Source organism: Streptomyces sp. NPDC021093 (assembly GCF_044333135.1).
GTDB lineage: Bacteria > Actinomycetota > Actinomycetes > Streptomycetales > Streptomycetaceae > Streptomyces.
In genome coordinates this window covers 424,276-444,105 of the sequence record NZ_JBIRQJ010000006.1, presented here as the reverse complement: position 1 = coordinate 444,105, position 19,830 = coordinate 424,276, and the positions used below count along the sequence as shown (strand labels likewise).

Annotated in this window: 14 protein-coding genes; 5 read left to right on the top strand and 9 right to left on the bottom strand. The window is 69.9% G+C overall.

What is annotated here, in order from left to right:
• Positions 1-140: 140 nt before the first annotated feature.
• Positions 141-1,742, bottom strand: a complete 1,602-nt coding sequence (locus tag ACH4SP_RS20955; RefSeq protein ID WP_398416998.1) for a tryptophan halogenase family protein — start codon at positions 1,740-1,742, stop codon at positions 141-143.
• Between the two features lie 291 nt (positions 1,743-2,033).
• Between ACH4SP_RS20955 and ACH4SP_RS20950 the strand changes: the two genes are divergently transcribed.
• Together ACH4SP_RS20950 and ACH4SP_RS20945 are read left to right on the top strand one after the other, a co-directional pair.
• Positions 2,034-3,236, top strand: coding sequence for a cytochrome P450 (locus tag ACH4SP_RS20950; RefSeq protein ID WP_398416997.1), 1,203 nt, complete (start codon positions 2,034-2,036; stop codon positions 3,234-3,236).
• A gap of 133 nt (positions 3,237-3,369) precedes the next feature.
• Positions 3,370-4,638: an activator-dependent family glycosyltransferase gene (locus tag ACH4SP_RS20945; protein WP_398416996.1), complete on the top strand. Its 1,269-nt coding sequence runs from the start codon at positions 3,370-3,372 to the stop codon at positions 4,636-4,638.
• A 40-nt stretch (positions 4,639-4,678) separates the two neighbouring features.
• Here the strand turns inward: ACH4SP_RS20945 and ACH4SP_RS20940 are convergent, their stop codons facing one another.
• The 4 genes from ACH4SP_RS20940 to ACH4SP_RS20925 all read right to left on the bottom strand — a co-directional run bounded on the left by ACH4SP_RS20940 (position 4,679) and on the right by ACH4SP_RS20925 (position 7,165).
• A complete protein-coding gene (locus ACH4SP_RS20940) occupies positions 4,679-5,818 on the bottom strand; it encodes a macrolide family glycosyltransferase (protein ID WP_398416995.1) in 1,140 nt (379 codons plus the stop codon).
• 100 nt (positions 5,819-5,918) lie between these two features.
• Positions 5,919-6,134: an MbtH family protein gene (locus ACH4SP_RS20935; protein ID WP_398416994.1), complete on the bottom strand. Its 216-nt coding sequence runs from the start codon at positions 6,132-6,134 to the stop codon at positions 5,919-5,921.
• Complete coding sequence (locus ACH4SP_RS20930) at positions 6,131-6,463, bottom strand: hypothetical protein (RefSeq protein ID WP_398416993.1); 333 nt, start codon at positions 6,461-6,463, stop codon at positions 6,131-6,133. Before ACH4SP_RS20930 ends, ACH4SP_RS20935 begins: the two co-directional genes overlap by 4 nt.
• 96 nt (positions 6,464-6,559) lie before the next feature.
• Positions 6,560-7,165: an LmbU family transcriptional regulator gene (locus ACH4SP_RS20925; RefSeq protein WP_398416992.1), complete on the bottom strand. Its 606-nt coding sequence runs from the start codon at positions 7,163-7,165 to the stop codon at positions 6,560-6,562.
• 493 nt (positions 7,166-7,658) lie between these two features.
• Between ACH4SP_RS20925 and ACH4SP_RS20920 the strand changes: the two genes are divergently transcribed.
• Together ACH4SP_RS20920 and galE are read left to right on the top strand one after the other, a co-directional pair.
• On the top strand, positions 7,659-9,476 hold the full coding sequence (locus tag ACH4SP_RS20920; RefSeq protein WP_398416991.1) for a BTAD domain-containing putative transcriptional regulator: 1,818 nt from the start codon (positions 7,659-7,661) through the stop codon (positions 9,474-9,476).
• Between the two features lie 22 nt (positions 9,477-9,498).
• Positions 9,499-10,521, top strand: a complete 1,023-nt coding sequence (gene galE, locus ACH4SP_RS20915; RefSeq protein WP_398416990.1) for a UDP-glucose 4-epimerase GalE — start codon at positions 9,499-9,501, stop codon at positions 10,519-10,521.
• Positions 10,522-11,114: 593 nt separating this feature from the next.
• On the opposite strand, the gene ACH4SP_RS20910 is transcribed toward galE, so the two are convergent.
• The 4 genes from ACH4SP_RS20910 to ACH4SP_RS20895 form a co-directional block, all read right to left on the bottom strand.
• Positions 11,115-12,482, bottom strand: coding sequence for a 7-cyano-7-deazaguanine synthase (locus ACH4SP_RS20910; RefSeq protein ID WP_398416989.1), 1,368 nt, complete (start codon positions 12,480-12,482; stop codon positions 11,115-11,117).
• On the bottom strand, positions 12,479-13,366 hold the full coding sequence (locus ACH4SP_RS20905) for a hypothetical protein (protein WP_398416988.1): 888 nt from the start codon (positions 13,364-13,366) through the stop codon (positions 12,479-12,481). Before ACH4SP_RS20905 ends, ACH4SP_RS20910 begins: the two co-directional genes overlap by 4 nt.
• 149 nt (positions 13,367-13,515) lie before the next feature.
• Entirely contained in the window at positions 13,516-15,903 is a 2,388-nt protein-coding gene (locus ACH4SP_RS20900) for a UvrD-helicase domain-containing protein (protein ID WP_398416987.1), read from the bottom strand.
• A gap of 266 nt (positions 15,904-16,169) precedes the next feature.
• Positions 16,170-17,393 (bottom strand): DNA sulfur modification protein DndB, encoded by a 1,224-nt coding sequence (locus ACH4SP_RS20895; RefSeq protein WP_398416986.1) that lies wholly within the window; start codon positions 17,391-17,393, stop codon positions 16,170-16,172.
• A gap of 271 nt (positions 17,394-17,664) precedes the next feature.
• Here ACH4SP_RS20895 and ACH4SP_RS20890 point away from each other — a divergent pair, with 271 nt between their 5' ends.
• Complete coding sequence (locus ACH4SP_RS20890; RefSeq protein ID WP_398416985.1) at positions 17,665-19,827, top strand: hypothetical protein; 2,163 nt, start codon at positions 17,665-17,667, stop codon at positions 19,825-19,827.
• Positions 19,828-19,830 lie beyond the last annotated feature (3 nt).

The following is a 19,830-nucleotide window of genomic DNA, read 5'->3' as shown; positions in this document are numbered from 1 at the left end:
CCGGGGGGTGGCCGGGTCGGCCCCCCGGGGGGGGGGGGGGGGGGGGGTGGGGGTTTTTGGGGGGGCCGGGGGGGGGGGGGGGCCCGGGGGGGGGGGGGGGGGGCCCCCGGGGCCCCCCCCCCCCGGCCCGACGCGCGTCATCAGGAGTTGTGCAGGTGGCGCAGGTAGTCGTAGGCGCTCGGCAGGGACTCCACGAGCTCCTTCTGCCGGTCCTTGACCTGCTTGAAGAGGGGCAGCGCCCCGGCGACCGACTCCGGCTTGTGGGCCAGGGCCGGCAGCGGCGCGTCCGGCTCCAGGCCGAGGCCGGCGAAGATGCAGTAGTAGCTGCCGTTGGTCCAGAAGTTGCGGAACTCCGCCTCGAAGTTGCCGTAGTACGTCGACTCGTCGGAGATCGGCGCGTTGATCGGCAGCCCCGCCTTGTACGCGGTGATCTTGTCCTTGATGTTCTGGGGGAGTTCGAGTTCCTTGTTGGCCCGCCAGAACGGGGTGTCGGTGCGCGGCGCGTAGTAGAAGTGCGCCTGGAGGAAGTCCCGGGTGTCGTCGAACATCAACTCGATCTCGCGGTTGAAGCTGTCGACGAGCCCCTGGTTGAAGGTGCGGTCCGGGAAGTGCTTGGCCAGCTGGTAGATGGCGGCGCTGGTGAAGTAGATGCCGGTGGACTCCAGCGGCTCCAGGAAGCAGGACGAGAGGCCGATGCTCACCACGTTGTTCACCCAGGCGCGGCGGTTGCGGCCGACGCGGAAGCGGACGTGGTTGAACTCGGTCTTCTCCGGGTCGAGCCCCCACAGGTTGCAGAACTCCTCGGTCGCCTCCTCCTGGGAGGTGAACCTGCTGGAGTACACGTAGCCGGAGCCGAACCGGCCCAGCATCGGGATCTTCCAGGACCAGCCGGAGGACATGGCGATCGCCGAGGTGTACGGCTCGATGCCGTACTTCTCGTCGTCGTGCGGGACCTGCGTGGCCACCGCGCTGTCGCACAGCAGGTGGTCGCTCATGTCGATGAACGGCTCTTCGAGCGCCTTGTTGATCAGCAGCCCGCGGAAGCCGGAGCAGTCCACGAACAGGTCCGCGTCGAGGACCAGACCGCCCTTGGTGTGCAGCGCGGTGATGTAGCCCCGCTCGTCCTGCTCCGCCCGGACCATCTCGTCCTGGACGTGGTTGACGCCCTGCTTCTTGGTGGCGAAGCGCGACAGGAAGTCGGCGACGAGCTGCGCGTCGAAGTGCCACGCGTAACGGGTGGCGGCCTCGCCCTCCATCGAGCGCGGCGCCTTCATCGCGTCCATCACCGGCGGTTCCGGGAAGCACGCGTAGTCGAACGGCTCGGTCGTCTCGCCCTCGTGCTTGCGCTTGTACCAGTAGTGCGACAGGGGCGTCTGGTCGTGATCGGGCAGCAGTCCGAACGGGTGGTAGAAGTGGTCGGGTCCGTCGTCGGCGAGGGCGCGGGGGGTGGGCTCACCGGCGCCCGGGGTACGCCAGTTGACGAAGCGCACGGCCATCTTGAAGCTCGCGTTGCACTCCCGCATCCACTCCTCCTCGGGGATGCCGAGGTAGTCGAAGAAGGAACGCTGGAGGTTGGGGACGGTCGCCTCGCCGACACCGATGCGCGGAATCGACGGGGCTTCGAGAACCGTGATGTCCACGGTGCCCTGAAGGGCCTTCCCGAGGTAGGAGGCGGTCATCCAGCCCGCCGTGCCGCCACCGAGAATGACGATCTTCCGAATTTGCGTGCTGTCGCTCTTCACGGGCAGGCCCTTTCAAGGTTGGCGCCATGGAAGAACCCATCGTGCGAGGGGCGTCGATACGGCTGCTATACGAGTCGGCCGCACCGCCGATAGGAAATCGGTAGAGCCCCTTCGCAAGCTGACGGCTGCGCACCGCGCACGCGGCCGGGCTGTCCGGACGGCGCCCGTCGGTCACGTATCGCCCTCGGCGGTCACGTACCGCCGTCGTCGGTCACGTACCGCCGTCGGTCACGTACCGCCTCTCGGCAGTCGCGTACCGCCCTCGACACGCCATCGACGCAGGAGCCCGACATGCACATTGATCTCCTCGACCCAGAGCCCTTCGCGCGGGGCGACTTCTGGGAGACCTTCACCTGGCTGCGGGCCAACGACCCGGTGCACCGCCACCCGGAACCCGGCGGCGAAGGCTTCTGGGCGCTCACCAAGCACCGGGACATCACCCGCGTCTACGCCGACACCGAGACCTTCAGCTCGGCCTCCGGCATGAACCTGGGCAGCCACCCCTCGGCCGTCGCCGCCGTCGCGCAGCGCATGCTCATCGTCTCCGACGCCCCCCAGCACACCCGCCTCAAGCGGGCCCTGCACCAGGCGGTCGGCCCGCAGCGCATGCCGTACATCGAGGAACTGGTCGAGAAGGTCGTCGCGGAACTGGCCGAAGAGGCCCTGGAGCGCGGTGAGTTCGACTTCATCGACATCGCCAAGCAGCTCCCCAACCGGGTGGTCTGCGCCCTCCTCGGTATCCCCACCAGGGACTGGTCCTGGATCGGTGAACTCACCACGGACGCCTTCGAGTCCGAGGACGAGCAGGAGCGCTCCAACGCCAACTCGGAGATCTTCCTGTACTTCATGGAGCTGCTGAGCGAGCGCAGGGCCCGCCCCGGCGACGACCTCATCAGCCACATCGCCCACGACACCCAGGTGGACGAGGGCGGCGGCGAGCACCGTCCGCTCACCGACGAGGAGATCGTCTTCAATCTGAGCGGGATCCTCTCCGGCGCCAACGAGACCACCCGCTACTCGGCGGCCGGCGCCGTCCACCAGTTCGCCCGGAACCCCGACCAGTGGCGGCTCCTGCAGGACCGCGGCCCCGAGGGCATCGCCCCGGCGGTGGAGGAGATCCTGCGCTGGACCACCCCCGGGATCCACGCCATGCGCACCGCCACCCGCGACACCGAGATCAACGGGGTGCCGATCGCCGAGGGCGAGCGGGTCACGCTGTGGAACATCTCGGCCAATCGCGACGAGGACCTCTTCACCGATCCGCACACCTTCCGGGTGGACCGCAGGCCCAACCGGCACATCGCCTTCGGCCACGGTCGGCACCTCTGCCTCGGCGCCCACATGGCCAGGTTCGAACTGGCGGCGCTGCTGAGGGCGTTGACCGGGGTCCTGGACGGCTTCGAGACGACGGGCCCCGCGCTCCACAACTCCTCCAACTTCACCTGGGGCATCAAGAGCCTCCCGGTGCGACTGCTGCGCAGCCGTATCGCGTAGGCCCCGTCTCCTCCGTCCCCTCCTCCACCCCCTCCTCCGTCTCCTCCTCCGTCTCCTCCTCCGTCTCCTCCTCCGTCTCCTCCTCCGTCCCCGACCAGTCCAGACCAGCCCCGACCAGGCCAAGGATCGAACCATGCGCATTCTGTTCACCTGCTATCCGGAACGCACGCACTTCCTGCTGATGGCCCCCCTGGCCTGGGCGCTGCGCTCCGCGGGCCACGACGTGCGGGTGGCCTGCCAGCCGAAGATGACCGCCGCCATCCACCAGGCGGGCCTCACCGCCGTCCCCGTGGGCAGCGACCGGGACCTCTGGCAGGTCCACGGCCGGCTCGACAACGAGGGCGCGCGCAAGGCCCCCGGCCTGCTCTCCCCGTACGACGCGCTGGAGAAGGACCCCGAGGACATCGACCTCCGGTCGCTGCGCGACGGCTACCGGGTGCGGGTCGCCAGCACCCACAAGATGACCAACGCGCCGCTGACCGCGGCACTCGTCGAGTACGCCCGCCAGTTCCGCCCCGACCTGGTCGTGTGGGAGCCCATGACCTACGCGGGCGCGATAGCGGCCCAGGCGGTCGGGGCCGCGCACTGCCGTCTGCTGGTCGGCGCCGACGTGTACGGCGTGACGCGCGCGCACTTCAACCGGCTGGCGGCCGCCGCAGACGACGGCGGCAGCGACCCGCTGGGGGAGTGGCTCGGCGGCTACGCCCGCCAGTACGGCGGCGAGTTCACCGAGGAGCTGGTGACCGGCCAGTTCAGCGTCGACCTGCTGCCGCCCTCGCTGCAGGTGCACGCCCCCGGCCTCGACTACCGGCCGATGCGCTTCACCCCGTACGGCGGCCCCGCCGTCGTACCGCGCTGGCTGTGGGAGCCCCCGACCCGTCCCCGGGTGGCCCTCACCCTGGGGCTCACGGTCACCGACCACGCCATCGGATTCCCCATCGACGTCGAGGAGATCCTCGAAGCGGTGGCGGACCTGGACATCGAGCTGGTGGCGACCGTCGGCGAGGCGGCACAGCGGAAGCTGAAGCGGGTGCCCGACAACGCCCGGCTGGTGAGTTACGTCCCCATGCAGGCGCTGCTGCCGACCTGCTCGGCGGTCATCCACCACGCGGGCGTCGGCACCCTGTCGACGGCGGCGTTCTACGGAGTGCCGCAGCTCGCGCTGCCCTGGGACGTCGACCAGCCGATGCTGTCCGGGCGGCTCGCCGCGCAGGGCGCCGGGCTCACCACGCACTCCGCGAAGGCCACCGGCCAGATCGTCCGGGAGAGCCTCCAGCGGATCCTCGGCGAGCGGACGTTCCGGGACCGGGCGAAGGACCTGCGTACGGAGATCCTCGCCATGCCGCACGCCAACGACCTCGTGCCCGAGCTGGAGAACATGGCGGCCGCCGCGCTGCGGTGAGACGGCGCGGCGGCCCGGCCGAGCGGGGGAGCCGTAGCCGTCAGCGGCCGGGCAGCTCCGCCTCGACGAGGTCGGCGGCCCGCCGGGTGCCCCCCTCGGCCTCCATCTCCCGCCGGGCCAGGGCGCATCGCTGCGCGGTGCGCGGGTCGTCGAGCAGGGCGAACACCGCCTCGCGCAGGGTCCGCGCGGTGGCCTCCTCCTTCGTCAGCCGGCGGGCGACCCCCAGCCGCTCCAGCATCCTGGCGTTGGTGAACTGGTCGGCGGCCTGCGGCACGGCGACCATCGGCACCCCGCAGGCCAGCCCGTCGTGCGCACTGGACGCACCCGCGTGGGTGATGAAGACATCGGTCTGCTCCAGCACCCTCAACTGGGGGAACCACTCGCAGAGTTCGACGTTCTCCGGCACGGGCCCGAGCGCGTCGGTGTCGAGGCTCTTGCCGACCTGGAGCACCACGTGCCAGCCCGGCAGGTCACCGAAGGCGGCCAGGCACTCCCGGTAGAACTCGGGGGCGTGGGTGTAGATCGTGCCCAGCGAGATCAGCGCGACCCGCTCCGCGTCCGCAGGCCGCTGCCAGTCGCCGTGCTGAGTGCTCCTGCCGCGGCACGGCCCGGTGAAGTCGTAGACGGAGCCGTCCACGAGGTCGGCGTGCGGCTGGAGCGACTTCGAGATCAGCGCGATGCAGCGCCGCGGGCGGCGCGTGTCGCGCTGCCGGCCGAGCCCCAGCTGGTTGACGGACAGCCAGCGGTCGGCCGCTGCCTCGTCCATGTCCACGTCGCCGTCCCAGCCCACGGCGGTCGGGCTGAGCTGCACCTCGGGCAGCTGCCAGCGATCGGCCAGGACCCGCGCCGCGTAGGCCACCGGGTCGTACAGGACCAGATCGGGCCGGTCGTGCTCGTACGTGCGCAGGAGCTGCGGGAGCACCCGGCCGGAGTCCGCGAGGAACTGCCGCAGATGGTCGAGCATGTCGGTGCCCCAGGCGCCCGGCTCGTCGCGCGGCGGGAGCGAGGAGGTGTAGATCCTGGGCTCCGCACCGGTCGACGCGACGAGTTCGGCGAATGCCTCGGGAATGGAATACGTGACGCGGTGACCCCGGTCGACCAGCTCCCGAATTACTTCGATGTTCGGCTGGACATGGCCGTGCGTCCCCACGCTGAACATGGCTATGTGCGATGAATTCATATGCCGAGAATAGAGTCTCGAACGCAAAAAGTGATGCGTGCTCCACCCGATCCGGAGCACGCATCACTTCTCTTCTTCAGCTGCTTCGTCAGCCTCTTTTTCAGACCCCTGCGGATTCCATCCGCCGACGCAGGCTGAGCGGGCGCATATCGGTCCACAGCTCGTCGATGCGGGCCAGGCACTCCTCGCGGCTGCCCCGGCCCCCCTCGGCGTACCAACCGTCCGGAAGCGTTCGCTCCGCCCACCAGATCGAGTACTGCTGCTCGTCGTTGACGACCACCAGGTACGTGCCGTCCGCAGCGCCGACCTCGCTCATGAGCCGTCCCCTGCGAGGCGCTCCCGCACGGCGGTGGTGAGTGCGGCGGACGCGTCCTTGCGCTCCGCGAGCTCCTCGACGAGCTCGGCGAGCTCACGGAACGTCCGCCCGTCGAAGCCCTCCAGCTCCTCAAGGACCTTGACGTCGAGCGAGTTCTCCAGGTCGAGCACCACCTGGACCATGGAGAAGGAATCCAGGTCGCGCAGTTCCTCGGGCTCCGGAATGTCGGGCTGCTCGGCGCAAATGGTGGCTGCCGTCCTGCGGATCAGCTCCGTGAACTCCTCGATGAAAAGCGGGTCAGTGACTGTCTTCGTCTCAATTTCCGACATGAGTTTCCAGGGCTCCTTCGTCGCCGATTCATCTCCGACCGTAACGTCGGATTCGGCGCCGGGGCAATGAAGGGAAAGGTGAATTGCCGGGGCGCTTTACGCGGCCTCGCCCCGCCGCAGGATGTGTGCCGCGGCGCTGTCGAGCATGGACATCGCCCAGGACTGGAGGTCCTGTTCGGCGGCCGAGGCGGCCTGGCCCCAGCGCGTCCGCCGCTCCTGCGGCAGGTTCAGATGGATGTCCACCCGGGCCTCGACGGCAGCGGGCTCCTCGCCCTGCCGGGCGGCCCTCACCCTGTTGCGCAGGAAGCTCTTGGACCAGTTGAGCCGCTCGGCCCGGTCCATCCAGTACTCCTGCTCGGCCTCGGGGAGGCTGGCCAGCTCCGCGTGGTGCTGGAAGCTCAGCGTGGCCCTGCGCCGGCGCGGTGCGTAACGCCGGGAGACCCAGGCGTAGTTGCGGAGCGTCTGGTAGTCGAGCAGCGTCTCCTCCACCGCGCGCCGGTAGCGGTCCGGGTAGGTGGAACGCCCGTACGCCAGCCAGTCGCCCAGCCACCAGGAGGTGGAGTCGGCGGCGCCGAAGATCTTCCTGCCGATGTCCTGCCACTCCTCCAGGGGAATGGAGGGCGGCAGCTGAAGGGCGGTGCCTTCGGCGACGGGCTCCTGCGGGGCGGCGGTCCGCCGGGCGGGAGTCTGCGAGTCGTGCATCTGCGAGTCGTGCATCTGCGAGTCGGGCGTCTGCTGGTCAGGCGTCTGCGGGTCGGGTGAAGCGGATCCTGGTGAAGCGGTTTTCGGTGAAGTGGTGTGCATGCGCTGTCGTGAATCCGACATGCCAATCCCCCGTGGATGGTTGCGGTGGTGCGGGACGTGCGTCAGTGGACCCGGACCGTGGCGGTAGGACACCTGCGTCAACGGTCCACTCGAACAGATGATTCCCTCTGTTCGAGCACCCGGTCCATGCCCGTACGGCGTCCGTACGGCGTTCGTACGGTGTCCGTGCGCCGTCCCGTTGTCCCGCCAGCGGGACAACCCGAGCTCCCCCGGCGCAGACCCTCCATCGCAGCCAACTCCCCGGAGGCGCCCAGAAGTTGGCCCTTCGGTCAGGAACGCCGGAATCGGCAGCCCCGGCCCGGCAGTTGCCCGTGTTAGCTTCCACCGTGATTCGAAAAGCAGGGAGGCATGAATAGGGGGAGGGGACTTCATGGAATTCCGAATTCTCGGCCGGGTCGAGGCGCGCCACGAAGGGCGACGCATTCTTCTGTCCGGTGTAAAACAACGGACGGTGCTCGCCGCATTGTTGCTCGCACGCGGCGAAGTGGTGTCGGACCGGAAACTCAGCCTTCTGCTGTGGGGATGGGATCCGCCCGCGACGGTGAGCGCCCAGCTCTACACCCATGTCTCCCGGATCCGCCGGTTACTCGGCGACCCGGTCTCCCTCACCCGGGTGTCTCCGGGCTACGCCCTTGACATCGGCGGGAGTTCCTTCGACGTCGACGCGTACGAGCGGGTGAACACCGCAGGCTGCGAGGCACTCGCCGAGGGCGACGCGGGCACGGCGAGCCTGCTGCTGCGCGAGGCCCTCTCCCAGTGGCACGGGCCGCCGCTCGCCAACGTCACGGAGCAGCTCGCGGACGCGGAGGCGCCCCGCCTCGTGGAGAGCCGCCTGACCACCCTCGAAAACCGGATCGCCGCGGACCTCGAACGCGGCACGCACCAGCAGCTCGTCGCGGAACTGACCGGCCTGGTCCGCGAGTTCCCGCTGCGCGAACGCCTGCGCGGACAGCTGATGACCGCACTGGCGGGCACCGGCCGCAAGGGCGAGTCGCTGCGCCTGTACGAACAGGGGCGCCGGCTCCTCGTCGAGGAGCTGGGCGTCGACCCCGGCGAGACCCTCAACGCGGTGTACCAGTCCGTGCTCGACGACCGGGTCCGCGGCGCGGACACCCGGACGGCGGCCGTGCCGCTGATGCTGCCCCCCGACATCGCCGACTTCACCGGGCGCGAGGTCCAGCACTCGCTGATCCACGAGGAGCTGACCTGCGACCGCACCCCGGTCGACGGCGCCTGGCGGCCGAGGCGCACCGTGATCCTGGGCATGCCGGGCGTGGGCAAGACCGCCCTCGCGGTGCGCGCGGCCCACGCCGCCCGGGGGCACTTCCCGGACGGCCAGCTGTTCGCCCGGCTGCGTGCCGACGACGGCAGCGCCAGGTCGCCCGAAGAGGTGCTCACGGTGCTGCTCCGCGCCCTCGGCCACCCCGACCGGGAGCTCCAGGGGCTCGGTCCGACCGCCCTGACCAGCCGCTACCGCCAGGCCCTCGCAGGCCGCAGGCTGCTCGTGGTCCTGGACGACGTGGCCTCGGACACGCAGCTCGCGCCGCTCCTGCCCAACACCCCCCAGGCCGCGGTGATGGTGACCTCGCGGACGCCGCTGCCCTCCGTCGCCGGAGCCCGCATCACGGTGCTGGAGCCGCTGGGCGAGAGCGCCGCGCTGGAACTCCTCGCGGCGACCGCGGGCGAGGCCCGGATCGCGGGAGTGGAGGAGGAGGCCCGCGCCGTACTCGCCCACTGCGCCGGCCTCCCGCTGGCCATCCGCGTGGTGGGCACCCGCATCGCCTGCCGTCCGTACTGGCAGCCGGAGTTGCTCGCCCACCGCCTCGCGGACCCCGGCCGCCGCCTCGACGTACTGCGCTTCGGGGATCTCGACGTCGGGGCCCGCCTGCGCTCGGCCAGGGACGGCCTGGCCCCCGACACGGCCGCGGCCCTGGACCGCCTCGCCCTGCTCGACGCCCCGGAGGTCGACACGGAGGGCGCCGCCAGGGCACTCGTCGTACCCCGTGCGGAGGCCGAACGGCTGCTGGAGGCGCTGGTCGACGCCGGAATGCTGCACACCCGCAGACCGGACCGCCGCACCGGCGCCACGTACGGCCTGCACCCCCTCGTACGCCTCTCGGTGAACTCCACCACCGGCACCCCCACCTCCCTCACCCCCACCTCCCTCACCTCTATCTCCCTCACCTGAACACCCCATGAAGGGCGGCCACATGAAGGTCCTGATCTCGGGCGGCGCCGGCTATATCGGCAGCAGCGTCGCGTCGTACTGCCTCGATTCCGGAATCACGCCGGTCGTCCTCGACAACCTGGTGACCGGACGGCGCGAATTCACCACCGGCCGCATCTTCTACGAAGGCGACATCGCCGACGGCGAACTCGTCGACCGCATCTACGCCGACCACCCGGACATCCACGCGGTAATTCACTGCGCGGCACTCATCGTGGTCCCCGACTCGGTCGACGACCCCGTCGGCTACTACCGTTCCAACGTCACCAAAACCCTCGAATTCCTCTCGCACCTCCTGCGCAACGGCTGCGAGCGGCTGATCTTCAGCTCCTCCGCCTCGGTCTACCGCGCGGGCGCCGACTTCACCGTCGACGAGGAGTCGGACGTCGACCCGAAGAGCCCGTACGCACGCTCCAAGGCGATCTGCGAGGACATCATGGGGGACATCTCCAGGGTGACCCCGCTGCGGACCCTCTCGCTGCGCTACTTCAACCCCCTGGGCGCCGACCCGCAGTTGCGCACCGGGACCCAGCTCCCGAGGACCCGCCAGGTGGTGGGCAAACTGATCGAGGCGTACGAGACCGGGTCGGCCTTCCGGGTCGCGGGCGACGGCTTCCCGACCCGCGACGGCTCCGGCATCCGCGACTACCTCCACGTCTGGGACCTGGCCGCGGCCCACGTCGCGGCCCTCCGGCAGTTCGACCGGGCGCTGCCCTCCGGCACCCGCTCCACCGTGATCAACCTCGGCACCGGCACCGGCACCACGGTCTTCGAACTGCTGGCCGCCTTCAACCAGGTCGCCGACACGCCCCTCAGGTCCGTCGTGGTCCCGCCCCGCCCCGGCGACGCACCGGGCGCGTTCACCCGCACGGACAGGGCGGAACGCCTGCTCGGCTGGCGCGCCGAACGCACCCTCACCGACGGCCTCCGCTCCGCGCTCGCGTGGGCCGCGGTCTGGGACGAACACCTGCCGGAGCCCACCCCGGAAGACCTCGCCACCGGCTGACCACGGCCCCACGCCGCCGGGCCGCGGGCTTACGCCGCCGCTATGGCCCCCTCGCTAGCCTGCCCTGAGCAGCACAAAGGCCCTCCCCGAAGGGAGGGCCTGATGGTGCGTGCGCTGTGCGCCCCCGGCAGGAGCCACACGCAGGGGCTGGTCGTGCCCCGTCATCGCCCGTTTCCCCCGGCGATTCCCTGGTCGTGAAGATGTCGGCCCATCTGGCGAAGACCGGTGTCGGCTGACGCGCCCGACAGTGTTCTGTCGACCGTTGCGTGAAGTGGGGCCATCGGCGGGGGACTCGGAGCTTGGGAATCGGTGAAACCGGTGGTCGGGGGTGAGGGTGGCTGGTGGTGGAGGTGGTCGTCCGGCTGACGCGGTAAGCCGCCCGACACGGCCACCAGCCATAACCATCCGTCGACGACGACCGATGCACCCCGAGCGCCCCCGGGGCGTGGGCGAGCTCAACGGGCCGAGCAAGACGGCGTGGGCGCATATCGGCCCGATGGGTGACATCGGCCGGTGGTGACGGGCGTGGAGCATCGTCCGGACCGCTCCTGTGTCACTTGCGTACCCTCAACGGTCCGGTGGGGGAAGTTAGTTCAGGCTGTGTGTCGATGGGTTCGTGCGTAGGAGACAAGTGCTCGCAGTTCTTCCCTGCCCCTCTCCACAACCTCTAGCATTTCCGCGGGCTTTGCGTCGGGCGGCAGGGGGGTGTCCGCGATCAGGTCGAGCACTGTGAACGGTTTCTCCAGCCAGCGTTGCAGCGCGCGCCAGTGCTTGGTGAGGTCCGGGGGGAGAGAGGTGTTCCACGGGTGTGCGGCGTACTGGGTGCCGTCCTCGCCGTACACGTGTAGGAGGCCGGAGCGGCGGACCAGGCAGGGGAAGCAGAGGCCGCAGTGGGGGATGTTGACGGGGCCTGGTCGGTGGACGGGGGATGCGCCGCAGCTGACGGTGGATTCCAGGACACTCTGTGGCAGGTCGGTGTCCTGGGCCGCCTTGCACACCTCGCCTTTGGTGAGGGAAGCGAAGGGGTTGACGATCCGTACCGCCGACTCCGGTGGGTTCGCGATCTCGGCGATGACACGGTTGAGGTGGTGCAGTGTCCACGGGTGTACGGAGCGGGTGGAGCATGCGCCGGAACGGGCGGCGGACAGGGGCGGGTTAAGGGCGAGCTGGCCGTTCTCGGGGAGGTGGACGACGGGGACCTGCTCGGCGGCTGCTGCGGAGACTGCGGTGGCCGTGTAGAGCAGGCCGCGTGAACGCGTGGTCCGGTCCATCCTTTTCGTGAACCCCTTCGGCCTGCGCACGTTCTGGCTCAGTTCGATGAGGCGCAGAGGGCGCTTGCTCCGGCGCTCCACCGCTTCGTACACCGCCTTCTGCATTCGCCCCAGATTCCCCTCGGGGAACGAAACCAGGAGCAGCGTGCGTGGGTCGGAAGCGGCGGAGCGTTGGGCCAGCCAGCCCAGGGAGTCGAGGCCGCCGGAAAAGAGGGCGACTTCGCCGGCGTATCCCTCAGGGGCCAGAGGCAGCGGCTGGTTCTTGTCCGGGCAGTCGGTGCCGATCGGGCGGAACTCCAGTTCCCAGCGGTCGCCCGTCAGCGTCGTGAGCAGCGCGGAGAGGTGGGGGAGGGCCCGGCGCCAGGCGTCCGGCTCGGTGACCGGTACCGAGAGGCGGAGGCGGCGGGTCCAGCGGTCGAACTCCGCGTCCCTGGAGGTGCAGCGGTCCGCGGCGAAGACGGCACGTGCGACGCGTTCAAGATCGTCGGCCCAGTCAGGGATGGGGGCGAAGAGGGGGCGCTGGTCAGGGGCGCGTTTGGCGGACTCCCAGTAAAGGTTGTCGCTCAGGGGTTGCCACTGGGGGCCGGGCGAGGGGGCCTTCGGCCGCGGGAGCCAGAAGTAGGAAGTGAGGGCGGTGGTGGGAGTGGGGGTGGTGGAAGCGAAGGCGGCGGAAGTGGGAGTGGTGGTCATGCGGCCGGTGCCTCCTCGTCAGCAGGGGGGTGCGGGCCTGTGCTGGAGCCGGGTTCTGTGAGCAGTCCCAGTGCGGTGCCGACCGCGCGGGGGACCAAGCCGCGCGCGACCTGACCGAGGGTGGCGAGTAGCGGCTCTTCCAGGGCCGAAGCCTCCCCTTCCTCCTGCTCCGCCGCTTCCGCGAGCCGTTCGGCCTCCTCACACGGACTCGGAAGCAGACGCAGGACCTGCTTCGCGACCCAGCCAGCTATCCGGTCCTCCGAGTCGACCAGGGGCAGGACCGGAACCATCAGCTTGACCTTCTCCGCGATGACCATCCGCAGGAACTCGGCCACGACTCCCGCGAAGAACCACTGGTAGAGGAGGCAGAGCAGATCGCCGGACCAGCCGCTTCCGCCGGGCGCGAGCGCCTCGGGGTGCTTGCGCCTGATGCGGTCCGCGACTGCTGCTGCGGCCCGCCGTACTGCTGCGTCGGTGAGCGTGCCGCCTTCGCTGCCGACGGCTGCGGTGAAACGGGAGACGAAGTCGTCGCCTCCGGCCTCGGAGGAGTCCGAGAAGCCCGGGGAGGCCAAGAAATCCGGCGGCCCCGGAGAGCCCGGGCCTTCCGGATCACCTTCCACGCCGCCCGGCGTCGGCAACGCGTCCATCACCACCGCCAAGCGCTCACCCGCCGCGCACGCCGCATCGTGAAGACCGAAGGCGGACGGATCTTCGCGCAAGGTCCGGTGCAGTGCCTCCAGGTAGTCCTCGGCGATCCGGTCCAGCTTCGCCGGGGCGTCCGGTTGTTCCGCCCGCCAGCGTGACAGGCGCCCGCTGATCCGGCCCCAGTCGGCGGCTGCCTCGGGGCCGCCCCGTGGGCCCTCCCACCGTGATGACGTACCCACCCGTACCCCACCCCCGATGGGCGACCGGCCGCAGCCGCCCCCTCAGCGGACCGCCTGCGGTCTCCCTCTCCTCCAGAGGACCAGGAAGGGAACTGCACGGGTAGGGCGAGACTCGGCCAGAGGTGTTCCGTGTCAGGTTCGTGTGGGGGTCAAGGGCCCGTTGCTGCGCCGCGGAGGTGCGTGCGGAGGGCGGCCCGGAGGTCGGGTAGGGCGAGCGGGGAGCCGAGCAGTTTGAGGAAGTCGTCGGTACGCCAGGTGATGAGGCCGCCTTGTCGTGAGAGGTAGAGGCCGACCTGGTTGATGCCGAGGACGTCGTCGTAGTCGAGCAGGAGGTATCCGGCGAGCTGGTGGATCTCGTCGCGGCCCAGTGTTCGGGGGTTCTTGGCGGCCTTGCAGTCGAGGAGCAGGCCGTCGAGTACGAAGTCGGCGTCGGCGCCGCCGATGTCGGCGCTTCCGGCGAAGACCGGTCCGCAGGTCTTGGTCGGGGCGGGAAGCGCGCGGAAAGGGGCCAGGGGTTCCGCGGAGAGGTGCAGTTGGCGCTTGATGTCGTCGAGTACGTACGCGGGGACGGCGGCGGTGAGGTCGGTGAGCCGGGTGTCGGCTGTGGCGTCGGCGAGCATGCTGTAGCGGCGGATTTCGCCGGTGCGCATGATGTCCTCGAAGAATCCGGCGACGAAACACAGCCGGACGATGTCGTCCTCGGGCAGGAAGCCCGGGGTGGCGAGATTGGCGGCGATGGTCTTGAGGAGTTCGCGGCCCGCTTCGTGGAGGGCAGAGCGGGCTCCGTCCGGTTCGCCGCGCAGGGGAATGTCGGTGCCGAGGGCGAAGACCCCATGGGTGACGGCGGAGCCGAGGCTGCTGCCGAAGGAGAGCCGGAGGCGGTAGTCGATGGCGTGCCCGAGCGCGGACCAGTTGGGGTAGCGGACGTCGACGGGCTGGACGGGGTGGGGAAGCGAGGTGATCCGGCTGAGGTAGTCGCGTACGACGTTCTGGCTGAGGGGGAGGTGCTCGGCCATGAACCGGGAGACGGGCGAGGAGTCGTACCGGAGCTGGCCGGTCAGGCTGAGGTTGATCATTTCGCGCGGGGTGGGGACACGCTGCGACTGCGCGAGGGCCCGTTCGTACTCGTCGATCCACGCGACGCCCTCAGGGTCGAGGGCCTGGCGGGCCCGGCTGACCGCGACGTAGATGAGGCGGGCTTCGGCGGTGCTGAGCGAATTCTGTACGCCGTTGTCGTTCACGGAGGGCGCGCTGAACCCGCCGGAGATGCGTACGCTCGCCCATTCTCGGCCCTTGGCCTTGTGCGCGGTGGAGACCACGACCCGGGCCTGGTCCTCGTGCGAGAGCCGGTTGACCGCCTGCTCGATCTTGTCCGGACCGTGGGCGTCGATGAGCTGCACGGTCGCCCGCAGATCCTGGCCGGCGGTGTCGTGCTCGACGTAGTCCTGCACCTCGCCCCAGTCGGAGAACAGGAATAGCTCGCGATGGCTGGTCCGGCGGCCCGACTGGAGATCGCGTGCGGCCTTCGCGATCCCGAGGAGCGCGTTGCCGCCACCTGCGAGCGCAACCGGAACTCCGGCTTCGAGGAAGGCGAAGACCTCCTGCATCGCGTCGCCGTTGCCCCGGCACAGCACCGCGTCGGAGTGGTACAGCTTCTCCACCCGGCCTCTGTCGGGGCTGCAACCGGTCAACTGCATCTCGGATTCGGCGTGATGGAGCCACCGGTTGGCCACGTGCGCGATCTTCGGACCGAAGCGGAAGGACCGGGTCAGGTGAAGCTGCTCGGCGGGGAACCCGGTCATCACGTCCCGGGCGCTGCGCCACCCATAAATCTGCTGGGCCGGGTCACCGACACAGACGCGCTGGGCGTCCTGCGCGAGGAACACCTCCTCCAGGACCGGGTTGGTGTCCTGGGCCTCGTCCAGCAGGACGAAGTCGGCGGCGAGGACGGGACGGCCCAGCGCCCACACCTTCATGTAGTGGTCGTGCTCGAAGCGGAGCTTGCCGGTGGGAGAGCAGATGTCGTCCCAGGCCTGATGGGCGTACGGCAGGAGGTGACGTGCGAGGTAGTCCTGACCGGAGGAGTCGAGCCCGTTGACCCACTCGGCGTGGCGGGCCACGACCTGCCGGTCGGTGGAGTAGCAGAACTTCCGGATCATCCCCATCACCAGGCGGGCCTGGTGGTTGACGGTGATGCGCTGGGCACCGATGGGCAGGATCCGGGTGATGCCGAGGAGCCGGGCGGTCTCCCGGGCGGGGATGCGCGCCGAGACGTTCAGACGTTCCCGGTACGCGCCTCCGACCGCCCGGAACGCCAGCGAATGGGCGGTTCGGCACTCCACGTTCCGCCCGAACTTCCGGGCGGCTTCGTCGGCGATGGACCGGTTGAAGGCCACGTACAGGCCCCGCTTCCGGGTGGAGGCGCCCATCAAGGTCAGAGTGGAGGTCTTGCCGGTTCCCGCTCCGGCCACCAGGGCGAGGTCGTTGCCGTTGACGAAGACGTCACGGGCGGCTTGCTGCTCTTCTGTCGGCTCCAAGGCCTTGGTCCCTCCTCGGGAATCGCGGCTTCCCCTGCCGCGGCAGGAAGCGTTCCGTATGTGATGACTGATCGTCAATGGCGATGAGACACGCGGGGCGGTTGTGATGGCGGTCGACGCCGGAGGCAGGCGGAGCGGGGGAGGAGTTGGAGTTTCGCCCGCCGTGCCGACGTGGCGGACGGGCGATGGTCCACTGAACGGTCAGTGAAGGCGGCACAGCTGTGGAGGGGCGTCGGGGGCCGGGTGGACCGGCCCCCGACGTAGGCTTACCAGCCGCGGATCTTGCGCCCGTACTCGGTGTCCGGGCCGAGGAAGGCGTCGGCGACGCGACCACCGGAGTCCTTGGCACCGCCGCCGAAGTTGAGGGTCCCGGTGGCATTCGCGCTGGCGGCGACGCCGTCCCAGTAGCGGGCCTCGCGCTCGAAGCGGACCGGTTCCAGGAGCCCGTGCAGCTCCTCGGCGCTCAGGCGCTGGCCGGCGGTGACCCAGCTGGTGGCCTGGTGGGCGGCGATGCCGAGGCCGGCCAGGACGGCCGGGGCAGAGACGGCGTCGCGGGCGGCGAAGTTCGGGTAGAGGCGGGAGACCAGCGCGGACAGCAGCGGGACCAGCTCGCGCTCGGCCTGCTCAATGCTTACGCCCTTGGGCAGGTCGTCGGCGTGCACGGTGGAGGAGGACAGGCCGAGCCCGCCACGACCGTGCAGGGCGGTGATCACCAGGACGCGCAGGGCGGAGAGCGTGACCAGTTCCGGGTCGGTCCGGGTCAGCTGGCGCTTGCGGGTCTGGACGAGCTTGGTGAAGGGGACGATCTTCCCGTCGTGCTCGACCTTCACGGCCGCGGCCATGCGGTGGGCGAGCTGCGTGCCGATATCGCGCTGGTCCATGGACATGGCGAGGTTCTTCGCGACGGGGACGCCCTCGACGTTGCGGTCGTAGAAGATCTGCCGGGCGTCCTCGACGCTGAGGCCGAAGTACAGCTCGAAGGGGATACGGACCTGCGCCAGACGCTCGTAGGTGACGCCGAAGCGCTCGGGCTCGTCGTAGAGGGTGTGCCAGGCGGTGACCTGGGTCTCGCCGTCGATGGCGACGACCGGGGAGCCAGGGATCACAGTGAGCGTACGGATGCCGCTACCCGGGATCAGTTCCTCGCCGATCGCGCCGGGGCGACCGTCCAGCCACAGGGTGACGGGCGGCAGGGACCAGGCAGCACCGTGTTCGCCATTGACACCGGCCGCGATGTAGGCGGCGTAGTCGATGACGTTGCGGTCTTTCTGCGTGGTCAGGGTGCGCTGGACCAGGGCGCGAAGCTCAGCGTGCCGACGGACGGCTCCGGTGGCGTACTTCAGTGCGCGCTTGTCCTCTTCCTTCTTCGGGTTGGGGACGAGCTGGAGCATCGTCGTCAGGCCCATCGTCCCGATCGCCGCGTCGGGGCGGAACGGGGTGGCGGTGAGCTGGATGCCTTCGATGGTGCCGGTCGGCATGGTGAGGGTCATCGTGTGGTTCCTCTCGGCGTGGTGCACGGGGACGGTGGGGCACCGTCGCGATCCGCGATGCCCGTCGTGCTGCTGGGCGGGTGCGATTCGAGAGTGACAGCCATGCCAGAGAAGAAGCCAACGAATGTTTGATAACCCTCGTTATCAAACATTCGTTGGTATAAGAGCGCTGCTCAGGTCTAGAGTGAGGCGAATCCCGAAGCGGCAGAGGTCTACGTGACAAATACGGACAACCACCACCTTATGTTCCTGCAGAGAGGAGATGAGCCTCATGGCTGACAGCACGGCGACCCCGCTCACCCCCTCCCCGCAGCCGCCTGCTGCCGCACTGCTCTCGATGCCTGAGATCGCCGCACTGGCGAAGGTCCAGCGCCCGGTCGTCAGTAACTGGAAGCGCCGGTACGCGGACTTTCCCCCGCCGGTGACCCAGGTCGCAGGGCAGCCCTTGTTCGACGGGGAGCAGGTCGCCGACTGGCTGATCGCCGCGGGTCTGGGCAAATCGGCCCCGGAAGACCTGCGCGCGGACCTCGTCCTGCATGGCATCACCGCGCATGCCGACCGCACCGACCCGCTGCGCACCGTCGAGACCCTCGGTGCACTGCTGTGCCTGCGCCACCTCGACGAGAAGCCCCTTGCCGCTGACGGTCCGGAGCGGCAGACGACTTCCGAGGACGTACGAGCATCCCTGTTGCACCGAGCCGAACGGATGGACTCCGAGGACGAATTCGTCCTGCGCGAGGTACGGGGCGCCGGTGCCGAGATCGCGGAGCTGGCCCGGCTGGCCGAAGACATGACCGAGGCAGTCTACGGAGAGCGCGGCGCGTACGAATGGCTGCTCGCCGCACGCTCCCGCCTGCGCCTGCCCGACCTGACCGCCGACGCCCTGGCGCCCGAACTGCACAAACTGCTCGCGCAGCTTGCCGATCTCCCAGACCGTATCGAGCGCGATGGACCAGTCACGCTCGCCGACCCGCATGCCCGAACCGGCGACTTGCTCGCTTCCCTGATCCGTGAATCCGAGACTCCTGAGTGCCTCACCGCCTTGGCCGCGGAGAGGGACGAGCGGCTGGCTCGCATCGCCCGCCGCCGTCTTCTGCTGGCCGGCATCGAAGAGATGGAACTCGATGTCCAGACCGGAACCCGGATAGAAGAGGGCCTCTCCGACCCGGACCTGGTCATCACTCAACTCCCTTACCAGCCGGGCGAAGAGAGGTCCGCCCTCGCCACTCTGGAGGGCGTCGGGTACATCGCGGATCTCCTCGGCCCGGGTTGCACCGCTCTTGTCCTTGGCCCTGCCGCCGCGCTGGTGGACACTCTCTCTGACGCGGAGGCGGCGCAGTTCCGCACGGGCCTCCTGCGCGAGGGCATCGTGGAGGCCGTCATCGCCCTGCCGGGCGGCCTGCTGCCCTACCGGCCCGGGTACCGCCCCGCTCTGTGGGTGCTCACCCGTACCCCGGTCCGTGAGGCCGAGGGTTACGTCCTGCTCGTCGACGTCGCGGCAGAGGAACTGACCGCGACGGTACGTGCCCACCTGGTCGAGGACGTTCTGCTCTGGCGCGCCGAGGGACTGCGCCGCCTGGACGGCCATGACCCGCGCTACGGGCGCGCGGTCACCCTGGACAGCTTGGGCCAGGCATTCCGCGGTCCGCTCATGCCACCGGCCCCACCCGCCTCTCAGATCCTGGCGCGCAGGGTGACCGAACGCCCCGCACTGATCGCCGAAGCAGAAGCCCAGTTGGAGCGGGCCGGTACCCAGGCTCGGTCGTACGAGGACGCCACCGGCCCCTATCGCGGCAACGTCCAGCACCGAACCGGCCCACGGCCCGCCCGTACGACCCTGGGCAAACTCATCAGTCAGGGACGGGTGACCCGGGTCAGGGGACACCGCCTCGACGCGAAGCACGTGAGTGCCGAAGGCGGCCACGTGGTCCTCGGCCCCGAGGAAGTCACCGGGCGCGCCACGGTGGGGGAGCGGCGCATCGACCGCCTTGTACTGGCCGATAAGTACGAGCAGACGGCTCTCACCCGCCCCGGCGACCTGATCTACACCCTGGCGCCTGAACTCGGCCTGTACGTCGACCCGGACGGCTACGGCATCGCCGCGTTCCCCGCCCGCATACTGCGCGTCAACCCCGACGCCGAACACCCCCTGACCCCGCGCGTCCTGGCCGCCCTGCTGGGAGCCGCACGCGGCACGGGCCGCAGCCCCGGAGCAGTACGCCCCTCCCGCCGCATCGAGGACTACCAACTGCCAGACCTCAGCCCGTCGGACGTCATACGCTTCGATGCCCTGATGGCCGAGGCCGAACGCCGCGAACAACTGCTGCGCGCCCAGGCCGATGCTCTGGCCGAAGCGAAGCTGCTGACCGTCGCCGGCCTGGCCGACGGCACTCTCACCATCGGCCCCGCCATTGGTGAAACCCCCGACCGATGACCA

Excerpts from the sequence above, each read along its gene's own strand:
- ACH4SP_RS20895 (WP_398416986.1), bottom strand. The coding sequence starts at position 17,393 with ATGACCCTCACCATGCCGACCGGCACCATCGAAGGCATCCAGCTCACC.
- ACH4SP_RS20940 (WP_398416995.1), bottom strand. The coding sequence starts at position 5,818 with ATGAATTCATCGCACATAGCCATGTTCAGCGTGGGGACGCACGGCCAT.
- ACH4SP_RS20910 (WP_398416989.1), bottom strand. The coding sequence starts at position 12,482 with ATGACCACCACTCCCACTTCCGCCGCCTTCGCTTCCACCACCCCCACT.
- galE (WP_398416990.1), top strand. The coding sequence starts at position 9,499 with ATGAAGGTCCTGATCTCGGGCGGCGCCGGCTATATCGGCAGCAGCGTC.
- ACH4SP_RS20890 (WP_398416985.1), top strand. The coding sequence starts at position 17,665 with ATGGCTGACAGCACGGCGACCCCGCTCACCCCCTCCCCGCAGCCGCCT.
- ACH4SP_RS20920 (WP_398416991.1), top strand. The coding sequence starts at position 7,659 with ATGGAATTCCGAATTCTCGGCCGGGTCGAGGCGCGCCACGAAGGGCGA.
- ACH4SP_RS20930 (WP_398416993.1), bottom strand. The coding sequence starts at position 6,463 with ATGTCGGAAATTGAGACGAAGACAGTCACTGACCCGCTTTTCATCGAG.
- ACH4SP_RS20925 (WP_398416992.1), bottom strand. The coding sequence starts at position 7,165 with ATGCACGACTCGCAGACTCCCGCCCGGCGGACCGCCGCCCCGCAGGAG.
- ACH4SP_RS20935 (WP_398416994.1), bottom strand. The coding sequence starts at position 6,134 with ATGAGCGAGGTCGGCGCTGCGGACGGCACGTACCTGGTGGTCGTCAAC.
- ACH4SP_RS20945 (WP_398416996.1), top strand. The coding sequence starts at position 3,370 with ATGCGCATTCTGTTCACCTGCTATCCGGAACGCACGCACTTCCTGCTG.
- ACH4SP_RS20950 (WP_398416997.1), top strand. The coding sequence starts at position 2,034 with ATGCACATTGATCTCCTCGACCCAGAGCCCTTCGCGCGGGGCGACTTC.